The 26,032-nt window shown below is 59.2% G+C and carries 14 protein-coding genes; 10 read left to right on the plus strand and 4 right to left on the minus strand.

Translation table 11 applies throughout. The annotated features are described in order from the left end of the window. Positions 1–102: 102 nt before the first annotated feature. Both CXR29_RS02075 and CXR29_RS02080 read left to right on the plus strand, forming a co-directional pair. The gene (locus CXR29_RS02075; protein ID WP_127363742.1) at positions 103–2,328 is read left to right on the plus strand and encodes a glycosyltransferase family protein; all 2,226 of its coding nucleotides are present in this window, start codon (positions 103–105) and stop codon (positions 2,326–2,328) included. After that, the gene (locus CXR29_RS02080; RefSeq protein WP_127363743.1) at positions 2,328–3,551 is read left to right on the plus strand and encodes a glycosyltransferase; all 1,224 of its coding nucleotides are present in this window, start codon (positions 2,328–2,330) and stop codon (positions 3,549–3,551) included. The genes CXR29_RS02075 and CXR29_RS02080 overlap by 1 nt, the downstream gene beginning before the upstream one ends. Before the next feature lie 27 nt (positions 3,552–3,578). Here CXR29_RS02080 and CXR29_RS02085 read toward each other — a convergent pair whose 3' ends face one another. Beyond that, a complete protein-coding gene (locus CXR29_RS02085; protein WP_241241548.1) occupies positions 3,579–5,471 on the minus strand; it encodes a glycosyltransferase family protein in 1,893 nt (630 codons plus the stop codon). Between the two features lie 335 nt (positions 5,472–5,806). On the opposite strand from CXR29_RS02085, the gene CXR29_RS02090 reads away from it, so the two are divergent. Genes CXR29_RS02090 through CXR29_RS02125 form a run of 8 tightly spaced genes read left to right on the plus strand, consistent with a single transcriptional unit; the run spans position 5,807 to position 18,338 of the window. After that, the gene (locus CXR29_RS02090) at positions 5,807–7,663 is read left to right on the plus strand and encodes a polysaccharide biosynthesis protein (protein ID WP_127363744.1); all 1,857 of its coding nucleotides are present in this window, start codon (positions 5,807–5,809) and stop codon (positions 7,661–7,663) included. Next, entirely contained in the window at positions 7,663–8,700 is a 1,038-nt protein-coding gene (locus CXR29_RS02095; protein ID WP_127363745.1) for an MraY family glycosyltransferase, read from the plus strand. Before CXR29_RS02090 ends, CXR29_RS02095 begins: the two co-directional genes overlap by 1 nt. Further along, positions 8,697–10,022, plus strand: coding sequence for a glycosyltransferase family 4 protein (locus CXR29_RS02100; protein WP_127363746.1), 1,326 nt, complete (start codon positions 8,697–8,699; stop codon positions 10,020–10,022). The genes CXR29_RS02095 and CXR29_RS02100 overlap by 4 nt, the downstream gene beginning before the upstream one ends. After that, positions 10,019–11,755, plus strand: coding sequence for a glycosyltransferase family 4 protein (locus tag CXR29_RS02105; protein ID WP_127363747.1), 1,737 nt, complete (start codon positions 10,019–10,021; stop codon positions 11,753–11,755). Before CXR29_RS02100 ends, CXR29_RS02105 begins: the two co-directional genes overlap by 4 nt. Continuing rightward, positions 11,752–12,648 (plus strand): ABC transporter permease, encoded by an 897-nt coding sequence (locus tag CXR29_RS02110; protein ID WP_164742751.1) that lies wholly within the window; start codon positions 11,752–11,754, stop codon positions 12,646–12,648. The genes CXR29_RS02105 and CXR29_RS02110 overlap by 4 nt, the downstream gene beginning before the upstream one ends. Next, positions 12,635–13,945: an ABC transporter ATP-binding protein gene (locus CXR29_RS02115; protein WP_127363749.1), complete on the plus strand. Its 1,311-nt coding sequence runs from the start codon at positions 12,635–12,637 to the stop codon at positions 13,943–13,945. The genes CXR29_RS02110 and CXR29_RS02115 overlap by 14 nt, the downstream gene beginning before the upstream one ends. Then, positions 13,942–14,823: a DUF6270 domain-containing protein gene (locus tag CXR29_RS02120; protein ID WP_277601927.1), complete on the plus strand. Its 882-nt coding sequence runs from the start codon at positions 13,942–13,944 to the stop codon at positions 14,821–14,823. Before CXR29_RS02115 ends, CXR29_RS02120 begins: the two co-directional genes overlap by 4 nt. Next, positions 14,820–18,338: a bifunctional glycosyltransferase/CDP-glycerol:glycerophosphate glycerophosphotransferase gene (locus CXR29_RS02125; protein ID WP_127363751.1), complete on the plus strand. Its 3,519-nt coding sequence runs from the start codon at positions 14,820–14,822 to the stop codon at positions 18,336–18,338. Before CXR29_RS02120 ends, CXR29_RS02125 begins: the two co-directional genes overlap by 4 nt. Before the next feature lie 89 nt (positions 18,339–18,427). Here the strand turns inward: CXR29_RS02125 and CXR29_RS02130 are convergent, their stop codons facing one another. The 3 genes from CXR29_RS02130 to CXR29_RS02140 form a co-directional block, all read right to left on the minus strand. Continuing rightward, entirely contained in the window at positions 18,428–22,102 is a 3,675-nt protein-coding gene (locus CXR29_RS02130) for a bifunctional glycosyltransferase/CDP-glycerol:glycerophosphate glycerophosphotransferase (protein ID WP_127363752.1), read from the minus strand. Between the two features lie 74 nt (positions 22,103–22,176). Beyond that, positions 22,177–23,457 (minus strand): ISL3 family transposase, encoded by a 1,281-nt coding sequence (locus CXR29_RS02135; protein ID WP_127363753.1) that lies wholly within the window; start codon positions 23,455–23,457, stop codon positions 22,177–22,179. Positions 23,458–23,889: 432 nt separating this feature from the next. Next, positions 23,890–25,128: a hypothetical protein gene (locus tag CXR29_RS02140; RefSeq protein WP_127363754.1), complete on the minus strand. Its 1,239-nt coding sequence runs from the start codon at positions 25,126–25,128 to the stop codon at positions 23,890–23,892. Positions 25,129–26,032: the final 904 nt, after the last annotated feature.

Here is a 26,032-nt window from a genome sequence, read left to right on the forward strand (position 1 = left end):
CCGCCGAGAGGTAAACGGGGACCGGAAAGCGTCAACCTCCGTCCACCGCCCGGTTCCGATCCGTTCCCGAACAGTTCATTTGCAGACCACAACATAGTGGTCATGTCATCAGTCAGACCCCGGCGGATCAGCCGAATGCTCGTGTTGACCGTCGCGGTCGTTCTCATCACCGCAGCGGCAGGACTGCTGGTGAGCGCTCTGTCCACGGAACCTCTCTACGCCTTTACCGGGCTGCTCACAGCGGCGCTGCTCATCGTACTCGTCCTCGCCGTCGAGAGAATGGCGATCGTCGCCCGCAATGCCGCTGCAAAGTCGGAACGCCAAGCGCAGGCGGCCGTGCGTGACCTCGCCGAGGCGGTCACGAGCGTAGAGAAGCGGACGAAGAGAATGGAACGGGTGCTCAACAACACCGCCGGATCGGTGGGACGCAGCTCGCCCCTCGTCCGCAGGATCGACGCCTCCGTCCTCGCCCTGGCAACCGGCGGCGCCCAAGTAGGTGGCGCACCGACGGGAAGCACGGCCAACTCGGCGGTATCGCCCGGCACCGCAGTCTCCACGCCCCATCTGCAGGCGATCAGCTTTCCCAACGCCCCGGAGACGAAAGGCACCCCGACTTTCGCCGGACTCACCGTCCTGATGATCGCCGACGAGTTCACTCTCCGGGCCTTTGCCCACGAATGGACCGTGGTCACGGCCACACCCGACAACTGGCGAGAGGTCATCGAGATCGAAACGCCAGATCTCGTATTCACAGAAAGCGCATGGGAGGGAAACGGCGGCAGCTGGAAGTACCACCTCGTCGGTGTGACCGCTCCACGTCCGGCAATCGTCGAACTCACCGCCTACTGCCGTGTTAAGGGCATCCCCACGGTTTTCTGGAACAAGGAGGACCCGCCGCACTTCGAGGACTTCCTCGACACGGCCCGTCTCTTCGACCACGTATTCACCACCGACGGAGACAAGATCCCGGACTACGTCGACCGCCTCGGGCACGACAGGGTCCACCTGCTGCCGTTCGCAGCACAACCGGCGATCCATAACCCTGGGCGCATCCGCGGCGTCGAGCGCGATAAGGCCGTCGTCTTCGGCGGCATGTACTTCAGAGACAAATACCCGGAACGCCGCGACCAGCTCGACATTCTTTTGCCCGCGGCGAAGAAGCTGGGGCTCGATATCTTCTGCCGCAACACCAAGGAACCGCGGTATCAATTCCCCGACAGGTTCGCAGAATCCGTGCGACCGGGGATCCCCTACCCACAGATGATCTCGGCCTACCACGGCTTCAAAGTCGTCATCAACGTCAACTCGGTGACGACGTCTGACACCATGTGCGCCCGGCGCGTCTTCGAAGCCACCGCCTGCGGCGCGGCCGTCGTGACCACACCGACCCCGGCGATTACTCACTTCTTCGACGATGACCTGCTCACCCTCGTCAACGGCGAGGCACACGCCTTCGACCGGATGCGCACTCTGGTCGCCTCCGACGAACTCCGGGAACGACGTGTCCACCTGGCCCAGCGCAGAATCTGGGAGAACGACACGTACACTCATCGTGCCCTCGACGTCATGGCCGCATTGGGGCTCGAAGCACAGGCTCCTTCGGCACACTGTTCGATCGTCGTGTGCACCAATCGACCGGACAACCTTCCACTGATCATCGGCAACTGCCTGCGCCAGAACATCGCTGGAGCAATCGACGATCTCGAACTCATCATCGTCTCGCACGGCTTCTCCATCGACCCTGAACTGTTGGAGTCGCTCATCGACGAGCACCGCGCAGGTGCCTCGAACACGGCAGACTCCGTATCCGTGACCACGCTTGCCGCCGAAGCCGAGGCCACCCTCGGTGAGATCCTCAACCGCGGATTCGACGCTGCCCGAGGCGACTTCCTGTTCCGCATGGACGATGATGACTTCTACGGAGCCAACTACGTCCGCGACCAGCTCAACGCGATCCGCTTCAGCGGAGCAGACCTCGTCGGCAAGGCAGAGACATACATGTACTTCGAAGACGAGGACGCCACCTACCTCACCTTCCCCGGGAAGGCTCACCGCGACACCGACTTCGTCCGCGGAGCCACCTTCGCAGGCCCCCGCGAAACGTTTGCCACCTACCGGTTCAAGGAACAGCGCACTGGCGAGGACTCGGACTTCATTACCCGACTCAGGCAAGGCGGAGGTCGAATCTACAGCTCAGACCGCTTCAACTACGTCGTCAACCGGCAAGCCGACAAGACCCGCCACACCTGGGCCGCCACCGACACGAACCTCATGGGCACCGGAGTGCTCAAACACATCGGCAACGACCCCCGACAGATCGAACTCTGATGCCCAATCAAGCCGACACCTACCTCATCGGCGTCACCCGATTCTCTCTGCTGCTGCCGAACTCCTCACAGTGGAAGCTCTCGGCCCAGGCAGAGTCGCAGCGCTCCTACGCCGAGGCGCTCTATGACCCGGCCCGCTTGGACTCCCGACTGCGGATCTTCTCCGAACTCTCCCTGCCGCAGCTGGCAGCAGGCTCAGCGGGACGGAACTATTGCCACATCGTCCAGCACTCATCATCCCTGCCGGAGAAGTACCAGACAGCCTTGGCCGAGCTGGCCGAACGATATGACTTCCTCACCGTTCTGTGCAGCGATGACCCCCGCACCCACGCCGATTCCGTGGCCGATAATTTCCGGGACATGATCGCCGAGGCGGATCGACCGCACGCTCGACTCGCCTGGTTCCGCCTCGACGATGACGACATTGTCTCCGACCGCTATTTCGACCGGGTCACCGGCTATGTCGAGACCGATCCACCTGGTCGTGTGGTCAGCCTCGGGCTGGGGTACTCGATGATCTACTCCGACGATAAGCTGTGGGACCTGCGGTTGGACTACCGGCCGAAGAATTCGATCGGCCAGCTCTACCTATGCGCCTTCGACACGGACGGTCAGTCCCTCATCGAGCCCCCGCGTCAGAACCACGCGATCATCGACCAGTTCGCGCCGACGATCCTCGACTCGCGTCATCCTTCGTTCATCACGGTCGTCCATCCGCTCCAGGACGGGCGTGCCCACCTTGACCTTGGCTCGGCGCTGGCCGCAGTGGAGAAAGAACAGGGAACCAAAGACATCAAGGCACTCGACGAACTCGAGGCAGAATTCTCCCACGTCCTTCACTCGGGCGCCATCGCAGAAGGCACTCGCGATCTCCTCACCGACCTGCCCGAATTGAGCACCGAACCAGTTCGAATCCCGGCTTCCGCTCACGGACCTCTGGCGATCAACACCGAGGTGACGGCCGCCGCCGCACAGACAGAAGGCCGCGTGATCATCGCCTTGAAGTTCGCCCCGGGCACACGCCCCGAGGTCACCGGACGGTGGGTCGAGATCGATGCGAACACCCTCGCCGTCGGATTCGTTGTCACCACGCCCACCATGAGCTTCAGAGCTCAGCTTCTCGGCATCGCGGACACCTGCACCCTGACAGAGGTCTCGGTCTGGGTTTCACGCAGCTTCGACGGCGACATCCGCCTGGACTCACTGAGCATCACCGAAGTCTGACCGGCGACTCCTCAGTACGGGCATCCCTCAGAAACAGTAGTGCCCCGGCGCATAACCGAACGCATGGACGTCCCCATTCGCCAGCAGCAGATAGTCATCGACACTCCACGTGTGCGCATGATCGCCGCGGACCTGAACGAAGTTGAACCGGTCGGCCGAATAGATCCGAGCCCCCGAGGCGATGAGGCGCTGCTGCAGCTCGGTGTCCTCGCCGAGGGTGCGCTCGGCAAAGGGATTGTCCACCAGCGTCGACCGCCGCGTCATCAACGTCGGACCCATGACGAGATCGGTGAACCGATGCTCCCGTTCGGGGAACCGGCAGATGACGATGTCGCGTGCGCGGATATGCAGGTAATGAGCCTGCTTGCCGACGAGATCCGCATCCGAATAGCGCAGCGCGGCCAGCTGATCGCCGAGGTAGTGCGCCCCATAGACGTCATCATCGTCCATCTTCGCAATGACCTCCCCGGACGCGGCCTCGACTCCCCGGTTGAGGCAGACACCCAAGGGCTGGTCGGAGTCCACCTGAACGATCTGCAGGTGTTCGATGCCTGCGCTCGCCGCCCGGGCCCGCAGATCCGCGGGCACCTCGAAACCGTGCGCAACGAGCACGAGTTCTTTGTCTGAATGCAGCTGAGCGGCATGCGTGGTCAACACCTCGCCGAGGTGGTCCGGCCGATTCGTCGACACGACCGCTGACACCGAGGTCGGGAACGGCCGCGCATAGTCGAGTCCCAAGGAAGCCATCACCGTCATCGCCCGGTGCGTGTACGTGTGCTCGGCCCAGATGCGCCGCTGTGCCAGATGCACACTGCGGTCCCGCAGTTCAGGACTGCGCACATAGGCACGCAGCGTCCATTCTGCCTCCTCCTTCGTCTCCGGCTGCGGCACCTCGTCGGTGGGGAAGAACTCCCGGGTGGCCGCACTGGGCGTGGTGACGACGGGAGTGCCGGCGGCCGCGATCTCGAAGATCCTCCTGGCGCACATGCTGGGGGAGTCGGTCACGGAGTTGACGTTGAGGAACACCTTGTAGTGCTTATAAGCGGTGAGCAGGTTCCGGTAGGGCAGCGATCCCACGACCCGCTCGGCCAACGTCCCGGGAAACTGATAGCGCTCGTCGTTGCCTAAGAAGCGGGAGAAGATCTCCAGCCCGTGCTGCATCCGGCCCGAGACGGCCTCGGCGGCGCCGAGCAGCAGATCCATCTGTTCCCGACGTTCGGGGTACTTGTGCGCGAAGTACATGCCGGCGAAGGCGATGTCACGAGCGGCGACATTGCGCGAGGGCCGGGACGGATTGTGGATTGCCGGTTGGGCCGCGAACGGCAGAGCCGCGACACGGTCATGGCCGAGCCTCGACTGATACTCAGGCACCAGCCGGATGTCACTGGTGAACACGACATCGCAGAGTCCGGCCAACGGCAGGAAGTCTTCGAAGTGTGGGGGATCCTCTTTGTTCCAGAAGACCGTCGGAATACCGCGGCGGCGGCACGCGGTGAGGAGGTCGGTGACCTCAGTGCTCGGGCCGGACGGGCCTGTGAGCTTGAACTTCCACTGCCCGGCATTGCCGTTCCATGCCGATTCGACAAAGACGAAGTCGAGGCCGTCGAGCTCCTCAGCCCACCCGGTCGGCGACAGAGCCCGGGTCGACCATTCGAAACCGAAACTCTCGGCCGAGAACTCATCGAGGATGACCCCGACCTGGAGCTGATCGAAGATAGGAGCGCGCTGCGACAGCGGCAGAGGCGGGAACAGCTCGGCGAGGACTTCGGCTGACAGGCTGCCGGTGGCCACCGCGGCCGAGGTCTCCGCAGCACCTTGAGAGACGGTCCGGCGGCGACGCCATTTCGTCACCTGTGAGACACCGCCCTTGCGCAGATGCCACAGAGCGGTCCTCAGAGTGCGAAGCGGTGTTCGGGGCACGGTGTCGAGTCCTCCAAGCGGTGGCGGGAACGGTGCGAAGCAGCGGGCGACAGCCCACCCGAACGGTGCAAGAGTCCTTGTTAGAAGCTCGATTCGTGCCGAGTGAGTGACAGCGTCGAGACGTGTCGAATGCAACCAATTCTTAATGTGCGCAGCGTTCATTCTGAATGAAACCTGTTAATCCCAATAGTACAATCGGGACGTTGTAGAAGACTCCATGCAGGTCGAAGTGGTGCTGATCACCAGCACGGCAGACCAGCAGGAGCGGCCATGTGAAAGCGGACGAAAAGAGGACAGTGGGAAGCAACTCAGGGCCCATTCCCTCACGGACCCCAATGAGACGGCACGGCAGAGCCATGGCGCTCTCCCTCATCGATGGTCTCGTCTTCGCGTTCCTCGTCATGGCGATGACGCTTGTGCGATACGACTTCGAGGCTCACCGCGTCAATGTTCCCGGAATGCTCGTGTGCGCGATCATCGGCTTCGTTGTCTTCCTCATCGGAGGGCCGCTGGCGATCTACCGTGGTCGTTACCGGCGCGGGTCGACCGACCAGTTCGCCGCCATCGTGGGAACGGTGGCCGTGGGTGTCGGGCTCATGTGGGTCGCCGAATTCGCGTTCGCCAGCCGTCTGCTCATTCCCACCAGCGTCCCCATCGCCGCGGGCGCGCTCATGGTCGTGGCCAAGAGCCTTGAAAACTGGGCACGCCGCAATATGCGACAGCGCAGCCTCACCACCTCGGGATCCTCCCGGCCGACGCTGGTCGTCGGTGCCGGAGACCAGGGGATGCTGGCGCTGGACATGATCGCGCAGGACGCGCGGAACGAATACGTTGCCGTCGGCATCCTCGACGATGATCCGGCCAAACGGCACCTGCGCTACAACGGCACTCGCGTGCTCGGGCCGATCAGTGACATCGCCGCGCAGGTCGATCGTACGGGCGCCGGCGTCGTCATCATCGCCATTGCGGACCTGGAGCCGGAAGAACTCTCCCGCATCGCCTCGAATCTCGAATCGCGGCCGGTCGAAATCAAGATCATGCCGCGGCTCTCGGACTCCGACTACACCCGGCCCGAACCCGACTCCCATGACGTCGCGGACCTGCGGCACCGTGGTTTCCGCGATGTCAGCCTCGAGGACCTCATCGGTCGGAAGCCGATCTCGACGAACATCGACGACATCGCATCGGCGATCACGGGCAAGGTCGTCATCGTCACCGGTGCCGGCGGATCCATCGGCTCGCAGCTGTGCCGTCAGGTCTCCCGGTTTGACCCGGCCCGGCTCGTCATGACCGACCGGGACGAATCCGGACTCCACGCGACCGAACTCGGCCTCGAGGGGTCCGCGCTGCTGACCAGCGATGACCTCGTCCTCGGCGACCTGCGCGACCCTGCCTTCATCGATGCCCTCGTCGCCGAGGTGAAGCCGGACATCATCTTCCACGCGGCCGCGCTCAAACACCTGACGTTCCTCGAACGCTTCCCGGAACAGGCCGTGCGCACCAACGTCGGTGCCAGCCTCGACCTCCTCGACGCTGCGGTGGCCAACGATGTCGAATCCTTCGTCCACATCTCCACGGACAAGGCGGCCGGGGCGACCTCCGTGCTCGGGCGCACAAAGTTCTCGATCGAGCGCGCCATCGCCACAGTGGCGCAGGAGACCGGGCGCCGGTACATGTCCGTGCGCTTCGGCAATGTGCTCGGCTCCCGCGGTTCTGTGCTTGAGACCTTTGTCGCTCAGGTGGCGGCGGGCGATCCGGTGACCGTGACCGATCCGGAGGTCACCCGCTACTTCATGTCCGCCGATGAGGCCTGCGAACTCGTGCTGCAGGCCGCGGCTATCGGCCGTCCGGGGGAGACACTCGTCCTCGACATGGGCGAGCCGATCAGGGTCGACGACCTCGCCAAACGTGTCATCGCGCTGTCGGGACGAACCGACGCACAGATCGTCTACACGGGTCTGCGACCGGGGGAGAAGCTCGCCGAGGCGCTCCTGTCACCGGGAGAGGTCGATGATCGACCCAATCACCCGCTCATCACTCAGGTGCCGATCACCCCGATCGACCTCACCGCGCTCAAAGACCTTGTGGCCGAATCACGTGACCCGCACGTCTTCACCAACAGGGCGGCCCTCGAAGCGCGGCTGACGGGTCTGCTCGATTCTGAACCGCTGGACACCGGAGCCGGCCACTGATGGATCTGCAGTCGCTGGTGATCCTCGTCGTGGCCGCGGTGGTCACGGCGGTCAGCGCCCTCATCGTCTTCCCCCTGCTGCGCCGTGCGGGCATCGTCGATGTCCCTTCGCACCGGTCCTCCCACACACTCGCGACAGTGCGCGGCGGAGGAATCGCCATCGGCTGCGGCATCACCGCGGCCACTGTGCTCGCCATGGTGTGGAGCATGGATGAACACGGAGTCTTCGGTATCGGCCGGATCGTCCTGCCCATCGGATTTCTCGTGCTCACCTGGTGCTATTCGGCGATCGGGATGAGTGATGACCTCGACTCGCTGCGCCCGGCCGGCCGCCTCGTCGGGCAGATCGTCCTGGCACTGCTCTTCAGCGCGATCATCGCGATGTTCTCCACTCAGGGGATCGCCCACGCCCTGGCCTTCGCCGTCATCGGGGTCGCCACCGTCAATGCCGTGAACTTCGTCGACGGACTCAACGGCTACGTCACCGAATGGACGATCGTCACCGCCGGCTGGTACGCCTTCGTCGGCTCGTGGATCGGCGAGAAGGACCTCGCCCTCCTCGCCTTGGCCTTGGCCGGAGCCGCCGTCGGCTTCCTGCCCTTCAACCTCGGCAAAGCCAAGGCCTTCCTCGGTGACACCGGCAGCTACGGGATCGGAGCGGCCGTGTTCGTCCTCGCCGTATGGCTGTTCGTCCAAGGGGTGCCGATCGTCGTCATCATCGCCCCGCTGATCTTCGTGTTCTTCGACGTCGGGCTCACCCTCGTACTGCGACTCTTCCGCGGTGAGAACATCTTCCTGCCCCACCGCGAACACATCTACCAGCGCATCCAACAGGCCGGTTGGCCGCACGGCTCCGTCTCTCTGTTTCATGCCGCGCTGAGCGTCCTGGCCTGCATCCTCTCCGTGCCGACACTGGTCAGCGGCAACACGGACACGACGTATCCCGCCCATGTGTTCTGGGTCTTCCTGCTCGCGCTCTACGCCCTCGTACCGCTGTGGCTGCGCCGCCGCAATTCCGCACAGGTGGTGCACGCATGAGGATCGTCCTGCTCAGTCACTACTACTACCCCGAAGTCGGTGCCCCGCAGCGTCGGTGGCGAATCCTCAACGATCACCTGCGTGCGTCCGGACATGACGTCATCACCGTCGCCCCGCATCCGCACTATCCGTATCCGAACCGGGACAGGTTCTTCGGATCCCGGGTCGGTCGCGGGCGGAAGCGAGTCGATGTGCGCCTCGGCGGCACGTGGGACACCGGAGTCGACGGAGAGCGGATCCTGCGCGTACCCTACCTGCACAGCGGATCCTCGATGGCCCGGCAGCTGCTCGACCAGACGGTCTCGGCCACCGGAGCCATGTCCGCCGTCGTCGACCGGCTGCGCGGGAAGATGAAACCCGATGTCATCGTCTCCACGACCCCAGCGTTGCCGTTTCTGCTCGCCGGGGACGCACTGTCACGGATGCTGCGTGTCCCGCATGTCGCAGAGGTCAGGGACGCCTGGCCGGATCTCATCTCGGAGATGAATCTGGTTACAGGTGCGCTCGGCCGGTATCTGCCGAATGCGCTCACCGAAACGCTCGAACACCGGTTCCTGCCGGATCTGCTCACCCGTGCCCAGCGCAGGGCCGCGGTCGTCGTCGTCACCACCGACGGCTTCAAGCACCGTCTGGAACAGCGCGGAGTGACCGCCGAGGTGGTTCGCAGCGGCGTCTCACCGGCAGAGCTCGAGGGGGCATCCGGGCTGACGGCCACCGGTGCGATCCCGGTGATCGCCCCGGCCGAAGAGCCGAGCAAGCACAGCGGACTCAACCTCCTCTACGTCGGCACCGTCGGCCGGTCCCAAGACCTGTCGACCTCCATCCGGGCTTTGGCCCGCACCGAAGGAGTACGTCTTCGCATCGTCGGCGGCGGCGTCGACGCGGAGGCGCTCAAGGACGATGCCGAGATCAACGAAGTTCCCGTCGAGTTCTACCCCCAGCATGCCGGCGCGGAGCTCGCTGCTCATTGGGAGTGGGCGGATGCCGGACTTGTCAGCCTCAGCCCGCTCGACTCCTATGAATGCACGGTGCCGTCGAAGCTCTACTCGCTCATGGCCCGCCGGATTCCCGTCCTCGGCGTCGTCGCCGGTGAGGCCGCCGAGATCATCACCGGGACGGCCGCCGGCGAGGTCGCGAGCCCCGGAGATGTCGATGCCGTGGCCGCAGCCATGACGGTGATGCGCGATCGCATCGAATCCGGAGACGCCTTCGGCCAGAACGCCCCCAGCGGCATGGAACCGAGAGAATGGGTGATCCGCCACGCCTCGGCGGCGGCGATGGGATATGGCTACGATCGCATCCTTAAGCAGGTGATCTCATGAACCTCACCTTCCTCGCTCGCCAGATCACGAACGTCGTCGCAACTACCGCGGCCCACATCACCGATGACCGCGTCTTCTTCGGCATGCAGCTCGCCCGTCGCCTGCCGGGACCGGTCTCGAGGCTTGTCGGCCGAGCACTCGGCCGACTGCCCGGCGACGCCACTAGGGCCTCATCTGCCTGGCTGCTCGGTCAGGAGGCGATCGCAGAAAATCTCGTCGTCGGTTCGCAATCGCCCTCCCGACTGCTCGGAGAGATCGCACTCAACCTCGGTCTGCTCGACGAGGCCGAGACCATCGCCGAGGCGGTTCCTCGCGCCACGGCATTGTCCTCGCGCATCCGGTGGACCAAAGGAGACATCGACGGAGCCATCGCCGTGCTGCCCGCAGGCGCACGCCGAACCCGACTCATCGAAGAGCGACGGAGCCTGCAGCCAGGTTGGTGGCCGGAGACGGACAGCCACATCACGGCCCGCCCGGTGCGAGGAACAAAGCCTGGTTCGCTGCCCGCGGCCCTTCATGTACTGACGAACTCTCTGCCACACACCCGCTCGGGATACGCCTACCGCTCGCATGCCATCCTCACCACTCTCAAGGACGCCGGTCACGAGGTTGCTGCAGCGACCAGGCCCTCCTACCCGGTGACGATCGGGCGGGTGAGTTCAGGACCGGTCGAGACCGTCGACGGCGTCGACTATCTCCGGCAGATTCCCCTCCGCCCGCTGTCGACTCCGACGGCCCGCCTCGACGACCAGGCGCGCTGGCTCGCCACTCAGGCGCAGAACCGCGGCGCGCAGATCCTTCACACGACCACGCACTATGTCAACGGGCTGGCCACCGGTGCTGCCGCACGAGCGGTCGGATTGCCGTGGGTCTACGAAGTCCGTGGTGTCCTCGAAGAGACCTGGGTCGCTGCCGGAAGCAGCCCAGCAGAACGTGGGGCTCGTCGGGCCAGTCAGCGCTTCCAACTCATGCGGGCCAAGGAAATTGAGGTGGCCTCGGCCGCTGACGCGGTTATTACGCTCGGCGAGACGATGCGGGACCACCTCATTGCCGGGGGAGTCCCGGAGAATTCGATCACTCTCATCCCGAACTCTGTGTCCGAAGCTGTCGTCGACGCTGACGTTGCTCGTACTCCCGCCGAGGTGCGGGCCGGTCTGGGCCTGCCCGAATCGGGAACGTGGGTGGGGACCGCTGCCTCGATCGTCGGTTACGAAGGACTCGACGACCTCGTTGATGCCGTCATCCTCGCCCGAAGTCACGGAATCGACCTCAGACTGCTCATCGCCGGTGACGGTATTGCCTTGCCCGCTCTGCGTGAGCGTGCGCGAGAGCTGGGCGAACACGCGGTCTTTACCGGACGTGTCTCCCAGGCGCAGGCGATCGAGCACCAGCTCGCGCTCGACGCTATCGTTGTCCCTCGGAAGGACGAGCCAGTGTGCCGTCTCGTCACCCCGATCAAGCCCATCGAAGCCATGGGGTTGGCCCGACCGGTCGTCGTCTCCGACCTGCCTGCTCTGCGGGAACTCGTGCCGGAGACGGCAGGAGTGCGCGTGAGTCCAGGTCATCCGAGAGAATTGGCCGATACGCTGTCGGGGCTCGCCAGCGACGAAGGCGTAAGAAGGAGATTCGGACAGAATGGACGTGAACATGTACTCGCGACACGGAGGTGGAAGGACATCGGTCGCCGCTATGGTCAGGTCTATTCGCAACTCACAGGAGTGGGCGCGCGGTGAGTGAGAAGAAGACAGCTGAGGCGACTAACCCGCTCGGCCTGAGCACGATCCCTTCGGTCTCGAGCGAAGGCCTCGTCCCCGTTGGCCGACGCACCAGCCTGCGCAGCTACCTCGCGGCACTGTGGAGTCGCCGGCACTTCATCCTGGCCGAATCACGTGCGAAGGTCAGCGGATCGACCCGGCAGAATTTGCTCGGCTATGGGTGGCTCTTCATCAACCCGCTTCTATCCGTGTTGGCCTTCTGGTTCATCTTCGGCTTCATCCTGGGCACTCAGAAGAGCGTCGACAACTTCATCGGATACCTCGTCATCGGTGTCTTCTTCTTCCAATACACCAGCCGGTCGGTCACCGGCGGCACCGGATCGATTCGTGCCGGTGCGTCGATGATCAAGGGTTTCCAGTTCCCGCGAGCGGCACTTCCGATCTCGACCGTTGTGCGCAACTTCCTCGACTTCATTCCCAGCGTCGCCGTCATGATTGTGCTCCTAGTGGTGATCCCTCCGGCCGAAGTGCTGACGTGGAGAGTCGTACTAGTAATTCCCGTCATCGGTCTGCAAACGATCTTCAACGTCGGCATCGCGTGCATGCTCGCACGGATCGGCCACAAGATCCCCGACATCGTCAACCTCATGTCGATCATCAGCCGCTTCTGGCTCTACGGATCCGGGGTATTCTTCGTCATCGACGACAAGCTGAGCAGTCATCCCGAGTTGCTCACAGTCATGCGGATCAATCCAATGTATTCCTATTTGGAACTCACGCGGAACTCACTGCTGTACGGAGTCGACTCTCCGTGGTGGATGTGGGTATCGGCGATTGCGTGGGCGTTTGGAATTCTCATCATCGGATTCCTCTACTTCTGGCGAGGAGAGGAGAACTATGGCCGACTATGAACTCCAGGCACCCAACGTGGTCGCGGAAAACGTTCAGGTTCGATACACAGTCAACACCAATGACCCTGGGCAGAGAACCAAAGGACTACGCCGCATCGCCAACGCCGCGATGGGTCGGCAGAGCCAAACCACGGTCCGTGCGCTGCGCGGAGTGAACTTCGTTGCGCGAGAAGGAGAGATGGTCGGCATCGTCGGCGCCAACGGCTCTGGCAAGTCGACGTTCCTCCGAAACGTCGCCGGTGTCGAACAGCCCGATCGCGGTCGAATCCTCGTCCGTTATCAACCACTGCTCCTCGGCGTCAGCGCGGCCCTGCAGCCTGCACTGTCCGGAAGTGAGAACGTGCGACTCGGCTGCCTGGCCATGGGCCTTTCACCGGATGAGGCGGCCGAAGCCTTCGACCGTGTTGTCGAACTTTCTGCTCTAGGCGCTGCGATTCACCGGCCAATGGGGACGTACTCTTCGGGAATGGGCGCTCGACTCAGGTTCGCGATTGCCCTGGCCGCGCGACCTAAGATCCTCCTCATCGACGAAGCGCTGTCGACCGGTGACGCCACCTTCGCCGAACGCAGCGAACGAGCCATGGACGAACTCCTCGCTGAAGCTGGGACGGTGTTGCTGGTCAATCACGCAGCCAAGGTGATCCAGGAACTCTGTACCCGCGCGGTATGGATGCACCGCGGGGAGATCCTCATGAATGGTCCTGCCGAGGCCGTGGCAGAGAAGTACCGCTGGTGGGCCTGGAACGTCGCTAAGGGCAAAGAGGACATCGCTGACAAACTCCTCCACGACGTCGTGAGCAATGCGGTCAAGGAGGAGATCAACATCCTTGAACCGGAACTCATCAAGGATCCGATCCCTCGACATGCGGCTCGACCGGTGAAGAAGACTAAGGCTTCTGCGAGACACGTCAAACGACGGGTGGAGGTCGATGAGGTCGAGGAAACTCCGGCACCGCTCTTGGCTGCGGCTGAGTCCCAAGTATGGCCCGAGACTATTGAGTCTGCACCTCCGAAGGCGAAGTTCCCGGCGCTTCCGAAACCCGCGTCTCAGGCTGTCAGCGCGCCTCCTCTCCACGATGGACCACCGCCTTTGAGGTTGAGCCCGAGCAAGAGACGAGTAGTCCTCCGCGCAGCGAATCCCGACGACAGAGCGTCTTCAGTCGCTGCTGCCGATGATTTCACTGGCCGTCGTCTGGCGTCGCGGGCTCGCAAGATCGCCGACGAGCGATACCAAGAGCGCGAGCGACTCCGCCAGGCGGAGAACGCCGCTGCAGTTCATCAGGACACTTCGCAATGAAGGCAGCGATATTCGGTTCCTGTGTCAGTCGAGATACCGCGGAATTCATGCCGGAAGTCGAGGTCGTCGCCTATGTCGCACGGCACTCGGTCACCAGTCTGCAGTCGCCCCACGGTACCGATGGACTCGACATCAGCGGTCTGACATCGGCATTCCAAAAGCGTATGGTGACGAGCGACCTCAAAGGAACTGGCGCACGGCGCATTGTCGAAAAGGCAAACGACCTCGATTTCGTGCTCATTGATCTCGTCGACGAGCGACGGGGATTCTGGCGCTTCCCCGACGGCACCACCATGACGAACTCACTGGAGATCGAATCATGTGGTGCTGCGCGTGAGGCCCGACGCGTCGGTGCGCGACTCGTCGAATTCGGTACCGACGAGCACTTCTTCGCCTGGAAGGCCGGATTCGAGCAACTCATGGCCGAACTCAAAGAAGTCAGCCTGTTGGAACGCACCATTCTGCTCGACATAGAATGGGCCGGCGCTGTCGACGGGGCCCCTCATCCCCAGAACGACGGCCTAGCGAAGCTGGGTCGCAGTTGGCGACGGCTGCAGCGTGGAGCGCGCGAGGCCGGCCGTGGTCTCTCAAACGGTCGCGGAGTCGGCGAAGCATGGCAGAGCCTCCGGGCTGTGAAACCGACAGAGGCGGAGGAATATGCCGATCGCGCTCTGTCCGCGAATGCCGACTACATCCGGTATCGTAGAGATGCACAATCACTGACAGAGTCGTCCGTGGTAAGAGCAAGCAATGACGTTCGAATCGCACGAGACCACAAGTGGGGACCACAGCCCTTCCACTACCGCAATGCCGACTACGAATCGATCGTCAGAAGCATTCGCGAGAAAGTGACGATGAACGGAAGTGAGACCCCGTGAGTGGACAGCGGTGGCGCAAGGCGCTGTGGCATCTGCGCAACGGCGGGGTCGAAGGCTTCAAGGACTTCCGGCGTCGAGCGAAGTCCGAGATCGGCTCAGCTCAGGATGTCGCTATGGCGCCGAGCCAGGATGTATACGCTGACCCCACCAACTTGAGTGTTGTCATTCCCGCGTACAACGCGAGCGACCACATCGAAGCGTGCATACGCAGCGTCCTCAACCAGAAGGGTGTCTCTCTCGAAGTCCTTATCGTCGACGATGGGTCGACCGATGATACCGTCGAAAAGATTCGCGCCTTCACGAGCGGTGACTCCCGCGTCTCAATTCTCCAAGGGGACAACGAGGGACCCGCACGCGCTCGTAATAAGGGAGTCGACGCAGCTGGTGGGAAATATTTAGCCTTCGCCGATGCGGACGACGAAGTTCTGCCAGGCGCCTATTCATCGATGATCTATTCGCTCGAACGGACGGGCTCCGACATTGCTACGGGTTCGTACATCCGAATCGGGAAGAGCGGTCGAAGTCGTCCAAAGCTCACCGCGCGGGTGCATTCGAGGCAACGCCTTGCCGTCCGTTTGGATGACATGCCTGAGCTGCTGGAAGAACCGGTCCTGTGGAACAAAGTCTATCGTCGCGACTTCTGGAACAGACACGTCGGCGAGATGCGGGGGTTCGCGAACTATGAAGACCAAGAGCCGGTCTATCGGGCATTGGTCGCAGCCTCAGAAGTCGATGTGCTCACTAATGACGTCTACGCCTGGCGTTTGGCCGACGGTCGTGACACTCGCTCACAGCGGAAGGCTAAGCTGACCGATCTGCAGGCCAAGCTGGAAGTCATCGATGCTCTGCGTTCCACGTTGGATAATGCTCCGGAGAACGTGCTCGAACACGCCTACTCCGTCTGGATGGGCACGGACTTGGCCATGCATGCGGAGTTCTTGGACACTGTGAACAAGCGGTTCCGGAAGACACTGTGCAGTGCCGCGAAAGACATGAAGAGAACTATGCCCCGAGGCGCATGGAAGCTTATCCCTGCGCAGGAGCGCCTCTTTATGTGGATCGTGGCCGCCGGACGCCTGGACGATATCGAAGAGATACTCGGGACTCGAGCCGAAGAGACGCGATCCGTGCCGCTCGTGTACGTCGATGGCCGTTGGCTCGTCGCTCCTACCTACCTCGAGCGGCTCGAGACGAAGGTGCCCCAACGCCTGGTGCGAGCGAGAGACGTCGACTTCGTCCCTCAAATGAAGATCAGGAATGCACGCTGGGTCGAAGATCGAGTCATCGAGCTGCAGGGATGTGCCTACATTCCTGGAATCGACCCAAGCGAGGTCGACGTGCGCATCCAAAGTGTCATGGACGGGGCAGTTGTCGCCGACGAAGCCGTCGAGCACGTCAACGACAATCGAGTGGATCTCGAGGTCGGCGACCCGTGGCGAAGCTACGGCCAGGGTGGTTTCAGAGCAAGGATCGACCTCTCCGAGCTTGATGATCACTCTCCCCGGGGGATTGCACTTGTCGGACGGTTCGACATCAAGGACAGGCAGTTCAACGTACCGGCGCTGTCGGCTGCCGTCGTGGCAATGATTGCCCCAAGCCCCGTCGTCGACAACGGCAGGGTCACCGTGATCGCCAATGAGCATGATGAACTGTCCATCCAAGCCGTGGGGATGACAGCACATCCTGTTCTGGCCAAACAAGTGAGTTGTAGTGGACGAGACGTAACGATCACATTGGACGGTTTTGTCGATATCAGGAGTCTCACCCTGCACGGAGCGGGCATGACGGCCACACTAAAGGCACAGGGACGGTCCATCTTTACGGGTACTCTTCCGGAGCTTCCTGAAAAGTTCGTTGCCGGCGGCGAACGCTTGTGGTCAGCCTTGGCGCGGACGGTGGACAACCAGACTGTCCCTGTCCATCATGCGGCAGTCGATTACCTGCTTCCTGACACCTCATGCGTAAGACTGTCACCCAATATCGCCGGTGCTGTACAACTGACTCAGCGATTCAGGCGAGTCAGTATCACCGGAGCATCGAGTGACAGGGGCCGCCTGCTACTGACAGGACGAATCGACCCACCAGCCAACCTGTCTGTCGTTCTTAGATCGTCAGATCACACCGTGGCACCTACTGAGTACGCCCGGCATGGGGATGGTAGCTTCACCGCTGTCTACGACCTCACGACTACTGGAGCCGAAGGCGGTACGGTCGCATCGATGTCCGGTGGATATCACGTGAGGTTCGGCAATACTGCCGAGTCCGCAGACGACTGGGCGCGTGCTGCCGAAAGGCTCGCTATCCGTCCAGTGGACTGCTTCACGAAGTGGAATACTCTCCGAGTGGAGGCCCGACCGTCCGAGGCTGTGGCGATCACAGCCTCACCTCCCTGGTCTGCAAAAGAAAGGACCAAAGTCGGACGATTTGCGCTACGTACGCAAGACTGGGGGCCGTTGCAACCCGGGATCGTCTTTGAGTCATACAACGGGAAATCGGCGAACGACAATCCACGAGCACTCTTCGATGCAATCAGGGCAGGATCACACCAGATTCCCCTCTACTGGTCGGTCCGTGATCGTAGAGTGGACGTGCCAGAAGGCGGAATCCCAATTGTCGAGGGCACGGTGGACTGGTTCCGAGCTCTGGCTACGAGTCGAGTATGGGTCAACAACAACAATTTCCCGTACTACGTAGAAAAGCGGCCCGGGCAGTACTACCTCCAGACATGGCACGGGACACCAATCAAAAAGTTGCTGTGGGACCTCCCTCGCCGACGTACATCTTTGACTTACCGTAGGACTATGAGTAGACAAGTAGATCAGTGGGATCTATTGCTTGCTCAGTCGACACATGCGGCAACGGATCTGTGCTCCGGTCTAGGGTATACGGGCGAAGTACTCATTTGCGAGGCACCACGGAACGAACGCCTCGCACGACTTGTGGAATCAAGAATTTCTATTCGGCAGAAATGGGGCTTTAGCCCTCGTGAAAAGATACTGCTCTACGCTCCTACATGGCGCGAGCGCCATAGGATGGGCAATACTATAACGTGGGACGAGCACCTCGATTTGGAACTGCTCGCAAAACTAACTGACTCAACTGTGATGGTTCGAGCCCATCACGTCACCAAATCAGAGTCGAGCGATTACGCCGGCATCATCGATGTTTCTAACGAGCCTCATGTGGAAGACCTCCTCGCGATCACCGACGTATTGGTCACAGACTACTCATCCATAGCATTCGACTTTCAAATAACCGGCCGACCAACTGTTCACTTTCTCCCTGACCTCCCTTCATATTCGAAGGAGCGAGGTCTTTATGGACACTGGCCCCAAAATTCAACTATAACATCAAATTTTTCGAAACTTATTCAGGCTGTCAAAAGCTATTTCTCGGAAACTACTGGCCATCTTCAAACGGAAAGAAGACAAACGGAGATAGAATACATATCTTCGCAATTTGCTGAATTTGCAAAAACTAGCAAATTAGGCATCTGGCGGCAGATCGAAGAGTGAAAATGGACCGCGCTCCGCAATAAGGCGGATGCCTAGAAGCGGAACGCGGCCCTAAAATCGAGGCAAGATAGATCTGACCGGTAGTGCCTTTAGGTAAGAACGTGGCCGATCTGCCCGACTACGCGTTTCGACGCATTCCCATCGTCGAGATTAGCAAAACGATTCACAAACGATAGATAGCGATCTGTTGAATCAACCGAAAATGCTTGGTCAGATCTCAGCCAGTCGACTATTTCCGAAGCCGATCTGACAATAGGTCCGGGCGCTGTCGATTCGAAGTCAAAGTAGAATCCTCTCACGGAGTCTCGATACTCGTCGAGATCTGGGCAGAGGAATATGATGGGGCGACCAGTAACGACATAGTCGAACATAATCGAAGAATAATCAGTAATGAGAACATCCGACGCTAGCATCAGGTCATTTACATTCGGATAGGTGCTCACATCAATCGCACGACCGCTGAGTTTTCGTCGCCCCGCGTTGAGAGAATTCGAGTGGCCCCTATAGAGGACGGTAAACCTCTTCCCGAGCTTCTTTACAGTGTTCTGGACATTTAACAAGTCGACAATGCTGTAGTGTCCAGATGCTTCCTTGAGGTTATCTCGCCAAGTCGGAGCATAAAGAACAACTTTCTGTTCAGAATTGATGCCGAGGTGTCGGCGAGTTCTCTGCCGCGCTGCGTCAGCCGCGGTACTGTCCGTTAGCGCATCGTTTCGAGGATATCCAAGATTGAGTACGGTGCCTTCAAAACCGAAGGCTTCTTTCAAGGTTGAGCCAGCCCACGCAGACTGAGCAAGCAGTACATCCCAGTGATCGGAGGCCTCTCTACGCATGAGCTCTCTATAGCTAAGAGACAGATTTCCGAGGGGTACGTGGTTACCGATCTTTTTGAGTGGAGTACCGTGCCAAGTTTGTACGTAGAACTGATCTGGATGCTTCCGGAAAAAGTACGGGAAATTGTTGTTATTGACGAGCAACTTGGAAGTCGCAACGGCGTCATACCATTCCTTGCTACCGAATACCACAGCACGAGCCCCTTTAGGCACTGGGGTAAGAGGATCGCGTACTGTCCATGTCCTTTGGACGTCGGGGTATCTTCGTGCGATTTCACCGTCGATCGCGAGTGGCGAGTCAGCGACAGCGGTTCCAGAAAAACTCTCAAACAAAGCTTTGACCGGGGAAACTGAACGACTTGGCGCAAGGAAGACAGCAGCATTCCGCTTCTGATTCCAGCGGCCTAGCTCGGAGCCTGGATCGAGTGGCGCAGCTAGATCAACGCGAACGGATCGACTTGTTCCAACGGCATTGATCGTGACCAAATGAAACGGCGTTAGAGTCTGCGCTGGACACATAGCCTCAAAATCTAGCGAGGTTGCGACCCAAGCGGACGCTGGATGTGACTTGCCTGTCGCCAAAAGGAGCTGGAGGATATAGCGATCTGCTTGTAATGCAGATGAGGTTCCTTCGGCATCATTGACAATGAGAGAAAACCTCGCAGAAAAGGTCCGCATCTGGTGGTCGACGGTGGTTGTGTGTGGGTGGACAACGATTCGCGAGCCAACGAGAGCAAATGTCGGTGTAACTGTCCTCGCCGCATCCGGATCGAGGTAGTACGATCCTGTAACTGAAAGAGTAGATCCATCCGGAGAGAGCGTCACAGAGTCGGCGGTTGCAGCTTGAATTGGCTTGTCGAGAGCCGCAAACCCATATCCCGTCATTCCAACGGCAAAATCTTGATCTCGACGACGTGAGGCTTGAGTACGATCAATAGCGATCGCCCAACGCATTCCAGAGCCGGAAACTACGTGAAGGTCGAAACGGTCTATCGTCTTCGACATCGAGGAGCTAAGGTCGTGTAGGACTAGCGTAGAGCTTACGGTGGAGCCCGAGTCATCAAAAGGAGCACGACACAGTTCTTTGCCTCCGGAGGAGGCAGTAAGAAAGAGCTCAGAATGTTGATCTGAACCACTGGCGGTATCGAATACGGGGGGATCGATCACAACATTCAGTTCACCGGACGAACTTTCAATACTTCTCGCGACAATTCTCGGCTTCAACACGACGACCTTGGTATCTACACGAGGATCGCCCTGAAATGCGATCCTAGAACCACGAAGCGTCACAGGAGAGGCGGATGGGTAACCTGCAGATGAATGCAAATCGCGTTTGATACTGTCGACGGTCCAGGTGTGTCCGTTCAAATGATGGTGCAGCCTCAAATCCAAGTTGTTGCCCTGAGAGCCTGGCAAGCGGACGCCGAGATCATCGATGATGAAATTAGGAATCGACAGTGTGAAGCGGCAGCCCGAATAGTCCTGGTAGGAGTCGGCCAAGTTCCAAGGGACGTGCCCTGTAGATGTCGAAATCTGCAAGGTGGAAACTACTTCGTCCGACATGGAATCGTAAAGATCGGCTGATAATCCGAATTCGGCGTCCAGGTTCCGAATAAAACTATAACCGGTAAAGTGAACGTCACCGTCCGGACTAGTCGAATAGCCATCCATTAGCGACGTAGGCTTAAAGTGATCAAACTGAACCATGCGTAGGGATTCTGGTATATTAAACTCACAGCCCTCGGATTCGTATATAGAGAATGCAATACCGTCATCGGTCGGCACTGCACGGAACGCGTTCTTGGTGCGATCGAGATGGACAAGAAGTTCTTCGACTGAGTCCCGGGACCGATGTGCAGTGTAATATGCGAGCAGACGTCTTACGGGCTCTATTCGGGAAAAGACTTCCTCGGAGGCTGCATCCCACAGTTCCCTCGTGGTGTGTGACAACACCATGTAAAACTCGTCGGAAGCTCGTGGAATCTCACGAATATAATAGAATAGATCTTCTCCGAGCGTCTTGACATACCAATAATCTACGTAATCAGAATTGCATTCACTAATAATGTCACGTACCCTGCGGATAACATTCAGGCGCTGTTCTAGATCATCGACATTAGATTTTTGCTGCGTTATGGAGGAATTGTCATCGCGAAGTCGCCAGTTATATCCGACACTGGTCAAAATATCTAATCTTGCATTACCAACAAATAGTTTCGCGGTACATTCTTGGTCTTCATAGAGCGTACCCTCCGGGAATTCGCCTACCAGCCTATCCCAGGTGTTACGTCGATAAACCTTATTCCAAGCGAATACATCCCACATAATTGGGGGGAAATCGGACCCGAGGATGCCATACTTATCCTCTTCGTGGGCTAGGGCAACCCAGAACGGCACCCAACGATTCTTTGAGTCGAAACGGGAAACTGAAGAGATGCAAACATCAGAGCCTGTTTGCAGTAGTGAATCCATCGCACGTTCATAAGTGCCCGGAGGGACAATGTCGTCTGAGTCCACGAACGTAATGAATTCACTTGTCGAATGTTGCAATCCTACGTTTCGGGCCGCGCCCAGACCGGCGTTGGCCTGGTGAATCACCCGAAGCCGCTTATGTTTCGCAGCGAAGGAATCCGCAACATCAGCGGTGCGATCTACTGACCCGTCATCGACGACAAGCACGTCCAAATTAGAGTAGGACTGACTAAGGATCGAATCGAGGCAGGCCTTAAGGTATTTCTCGACATTATATGCAGGAACTACCACGGTAAGGACCGGCCCCTGATGTTCGACCATGCGACCAGAATCCGTCGAAGTTTGTTCGTTTTCACTGTATATCGGCGTTCTGGTGAGGCGGCGGAGTGCCGGAGAATCGACAATTGGACCCAAGCCTAGTCTCCGAATACCTTTTGCAATAGTTGTTTTCGCGGACATAAGTTATGTTTCTCCATTGTCGTGTTGGATCCTGCGGGTGCATTGACTCTCCGCGAACAATAATATCAGGCTCTTCATAAATAGGGCTGTAGAAGAGGTCCCAGTCCTCCAGCGTGGAGCAGAGAACGGATCAGGTAGTTGCCCCGGTTGCGGAACCCCAGTGCGATACCGCGCAGATGTTCGAGTCTGCCGTTGATCGCTTCGGTTGGCCCGTTCGAGGTTCCAGGATGATCGAAGTAGGCCAGGATATCGGCCCGACGACGTTGGAAGGTTGTCCTCAGGCTCCGGAGTTCTTTGAGCTCATCAGGAATCGTTCCTGTCAGGGTGTCGATGAGTCGGTTCATGAGCTTCTTACCTTTGCTCGGTGGGGCAGCATAGGCGGCGATCGTGTCTTGATAGAACTGCCAACACACCAACAGGGCAGCATGATTGTCGGCGGCGAAGACCGAGTTGAGGCGGTGCTTCTGCTTGCCGGTAAGCAAACCGACGCGGGTGCGAACCGTTTTGCGGATCCCGTACAGGTCATCACCCGACCGTCCCCTGCGACCGTGCAGCTCTGTTTGTAGCCGCCTCCTCGTCTCATCGAGCTTCGTGCCGACGAGGGCGACAACGTGGAAGGGGTCCATGACCGTGGTGGCATCAGGCACTACGTCAGTGGCAGCTTTCTTATAGCCGGCGAAGGCATCCATAGCGACATGCTCGATGCCGTCACGGAAAGCATCGGGCTGGTTGTTCAACCAGTCGGCGAAGACGTCGGCGGAGCGGCCGGGGGCGATGTCGAGCAGGCGTGCTGGCCGGTGGGTGAGGTCGACGATGACAGTCACCCACCTGTCGATGCCGCGGTGGGACCAGCAGTGCTCATCGACACCGATTGTGGATACACCCTCGAACCGGGTGGCATCAGCGATGAGCAGAGATCGGCCGAGGTCGAGTACAGCCGTGCACACAGTGTTCCAGGAGGTGGAGAGGTTCTTAGCGATGACGTGGATGCTCATCTTGTCGATGACCACGGACTTCAATGCCCACAAGCGTGCTGTCGTCGAGAGTTTCGATCTGCCGGCGCAGGCTCGCTGGGGTGTTTGGGACCAGCGCTGGTGGCAGGAAGGGCAGGTGTAGGTGCGGATGCGAATAGCCAAGGTCACCGCGGTCAGGCCGATCGGGGGATGAACGAGTTTGCGGATCCTGGTGGCCCGGACGAGTCCGCGTTGACGGCAGACAGGGCAGGACCTGTCGTTGTCGGTGATCAGGCACAGCACGGTCAGATGCCGACCAGTGTGGTGTTGCCCGATCGCGGTGAGTCCGAGTTCCGGCAGGGAGAGTGTGGTATCGAGGCAGGGCGGGGTAAAGTCGTACACGAGGGACCTTGGGTCGTGATGGAGTCTTGAACACCTACATCATTGCACCCAGGGTCCCGTTGTCATCGACGCCGGATTCAACTCTTCCCCACCGCCCTATCTATGAAGAGCCTAATATCAGGAGCCAGATGCGATGTTGCTATGTGCCCTAGCGCCAACTTTGTGCAACGGTAGTTTACCTCGGTGTCCTCCGCGTCGCCCCCGTTGTTGACTGCGGGCATTTCGAAGAATGATGTGTACACAGGACCCAGAATCGTACCGTGAGCGTTGTTGCCTTGCTCGGAGTTGGGGCTCGTCGTTAATCTGGATATTAGTGTATGTTTTCTAACCCGTTATGGGTTCCATGCTATCGATTTTTCTGAAGAGCGGGCCCGACATTGAACGCGATGGGTATCACTTTTCCATTGCATATTGCTGCGGCAGAATCTGGGCTCAAAATCGTGGCCGAAGACCCATCGTTAAACTTCCGAGTAAAAATACAAACAGTGGCATCATATGATGCACGGTTTTTAGATGCGAGGAAGCTTGCGTTTCTGATGTTTGATGCACGTATAAAGTGCTGCGTTTGTATTCTGATATCAGCCGTCTAAATCGTTCGAGACCAGATGTGCAATGAGGATCGTAATCCGATGTAAGAACGTACACTGACTGCCTGCCGCTGGCGATCTCAGAGTTATCTAGATAGTTCCAAAATAGCGAATCGATGTCGTTTGACTTATTGGTTGCCTGGCGGCTTGCCATTTGATTCAATAGGGTGATTCGATTAGAGTCTTCTAGGTATTTGCCGGGTGCAAGTTGGGGCGCTAGCGTAAGTATCGTGCATCCACTGAGATGGGAGCCCGCAAGAATTGCGCTTGTTCCGCCTTTCGACATGCCTGCGAGAATGACTTTTTCGCGTGCGTACTCATTTTCAGATATGTAGGATTGTATGAAATTCAGAGTCGCCTTGGCAGGACTAGTCTTACCGTCGTTTGCAAAATTATATGTATATTCTTCTGCTAGGTCATCGTTCACAAATACAATTCGGGCTCGAATGTTTTGCAGGCCCGATCCATTCGGGCCGTCAAAATCTATCCAATGGGGTTTTGTTCTTATCGACGTGAACATGAACACAAGGTAGGGCGACTCACGGCGCTCAGGTTTCGTAGTGTAAGATAGAGTCAGTCCGGTTTCCAGGTCGTGCCATATTTGCGTATCAGTGAAAGCCCTTGCAATGGCATTTCTATAGTCTCGGATGTGCTCCGCAACATCGCGCGCCAGTCCAGTCTTCGCACGTTCGTATGTCTTTAGCTCCAGACGATTCGGTTGCTTTGAATTGATGGTGTAATGCTTGTTTTCAAGTTTGAGCGATTCTTTAATTGCGTCTGTGAGTTCCCGTTTTCTTACAACCAGAGTCAATTGGTAGCCTTCGGCGCCTTCTTTGAGGTCAAAAGCCAAACTTGCTCCGCAAACTATGAATTCGTGAACGCTTATTGTGCTGTTCCAAATTTGTATTCTCTGCCATGTATAGTCAGCAAGTCGTTCGACAAGGGCCAAATGAAGGCTAATTAAGGCGGAACTCGCGTCGTCAATGGCGCCCCACATATCGTCTGTCTCCATCATATTAATACGGCCGTATCTGGTGAGAGTCTGGACGTATTGCGCCGTCAAAGCAGCCCGTTTCGTGAACACGCCAAGAGTTCTAGTTCAGCATGATACAGGTTCGTCGGTGTAGTCCTTGCCTCCTCTTCGGTCAGTATATTAACTGAAGTCTGTCCGACCGAGTCTAGGACTGCTGGAGTTCGAGGCCTTCGCGCGCCCATCGGTGGAGTTGGGAACTTTCATGATTTAGATCCTCTTGGGGGCCTCTGGTCAGGGGGTGGCTGGCTGGTGCATCCGCTGAAACTGGCAATTTGAGCAGGTAGTTATTGTGGAGGTCGTGTATCCGACGCACTGGTCTGATCTGGGGGCGCTGCCGCCGTCCGGCTCGCCTAGACAGCTTATTTCGTTTGTCATCTCTGGTCACGCCGCAACGACCACGTGTTTGGGCGCTCATCGGGTAAGGGAAACAACTTGTCGCCCACGATTGGTAAGCAAGTTTATGCCTAGGTCTGAACTCGACCGCAGTCGTCGATTGGACGGGCTTCCAACTGCAGATCAAATTCTCTGCAGGCAAAATTCCCGGTCGAAGGAATTTGTCCAGGCAGGCTGCTACACATCCACAGCGAGCGGGATTGAGTTTCAAGCGGAAAATCCTGAAGCGTGCATGGCGTCGTGTCAGCACGGGATTCTGACACTGAGCAGAGGTCCTCTGTGGGCACGTGTCGGCATCCGAAGGCGCGACGCGTGGTGCGGTACGTCAGGCATAAGCGCATTGAGTGCCTGGGAAATATCGAACCAGCGGGATAGCTTTGCAATGCGTTTCGGTGATGGTGTCGAAGCCAAAGTCGGTATGGGGCGTGAAGACGGAACAACCGTAGATTGGCTTTGATTCTCCAGTTGCTGCGTAGCTGTCGGATTGCTTGTACGGAAGTGTTGTATGGGCATCATCGGCGTAGAGCCAGTCTTCATATAGTGCAGCTGCACTGGTCGGAAT

It is taken from the genome of Brevibacterium linens, from assembly GCF_003999335.1.
Lineage (GTDB): Bacteria > Actinomycetota > Actinomycetes > Actinomycetales > Brevibacteriaceae > Brevibacterium > Brevibacterium linens.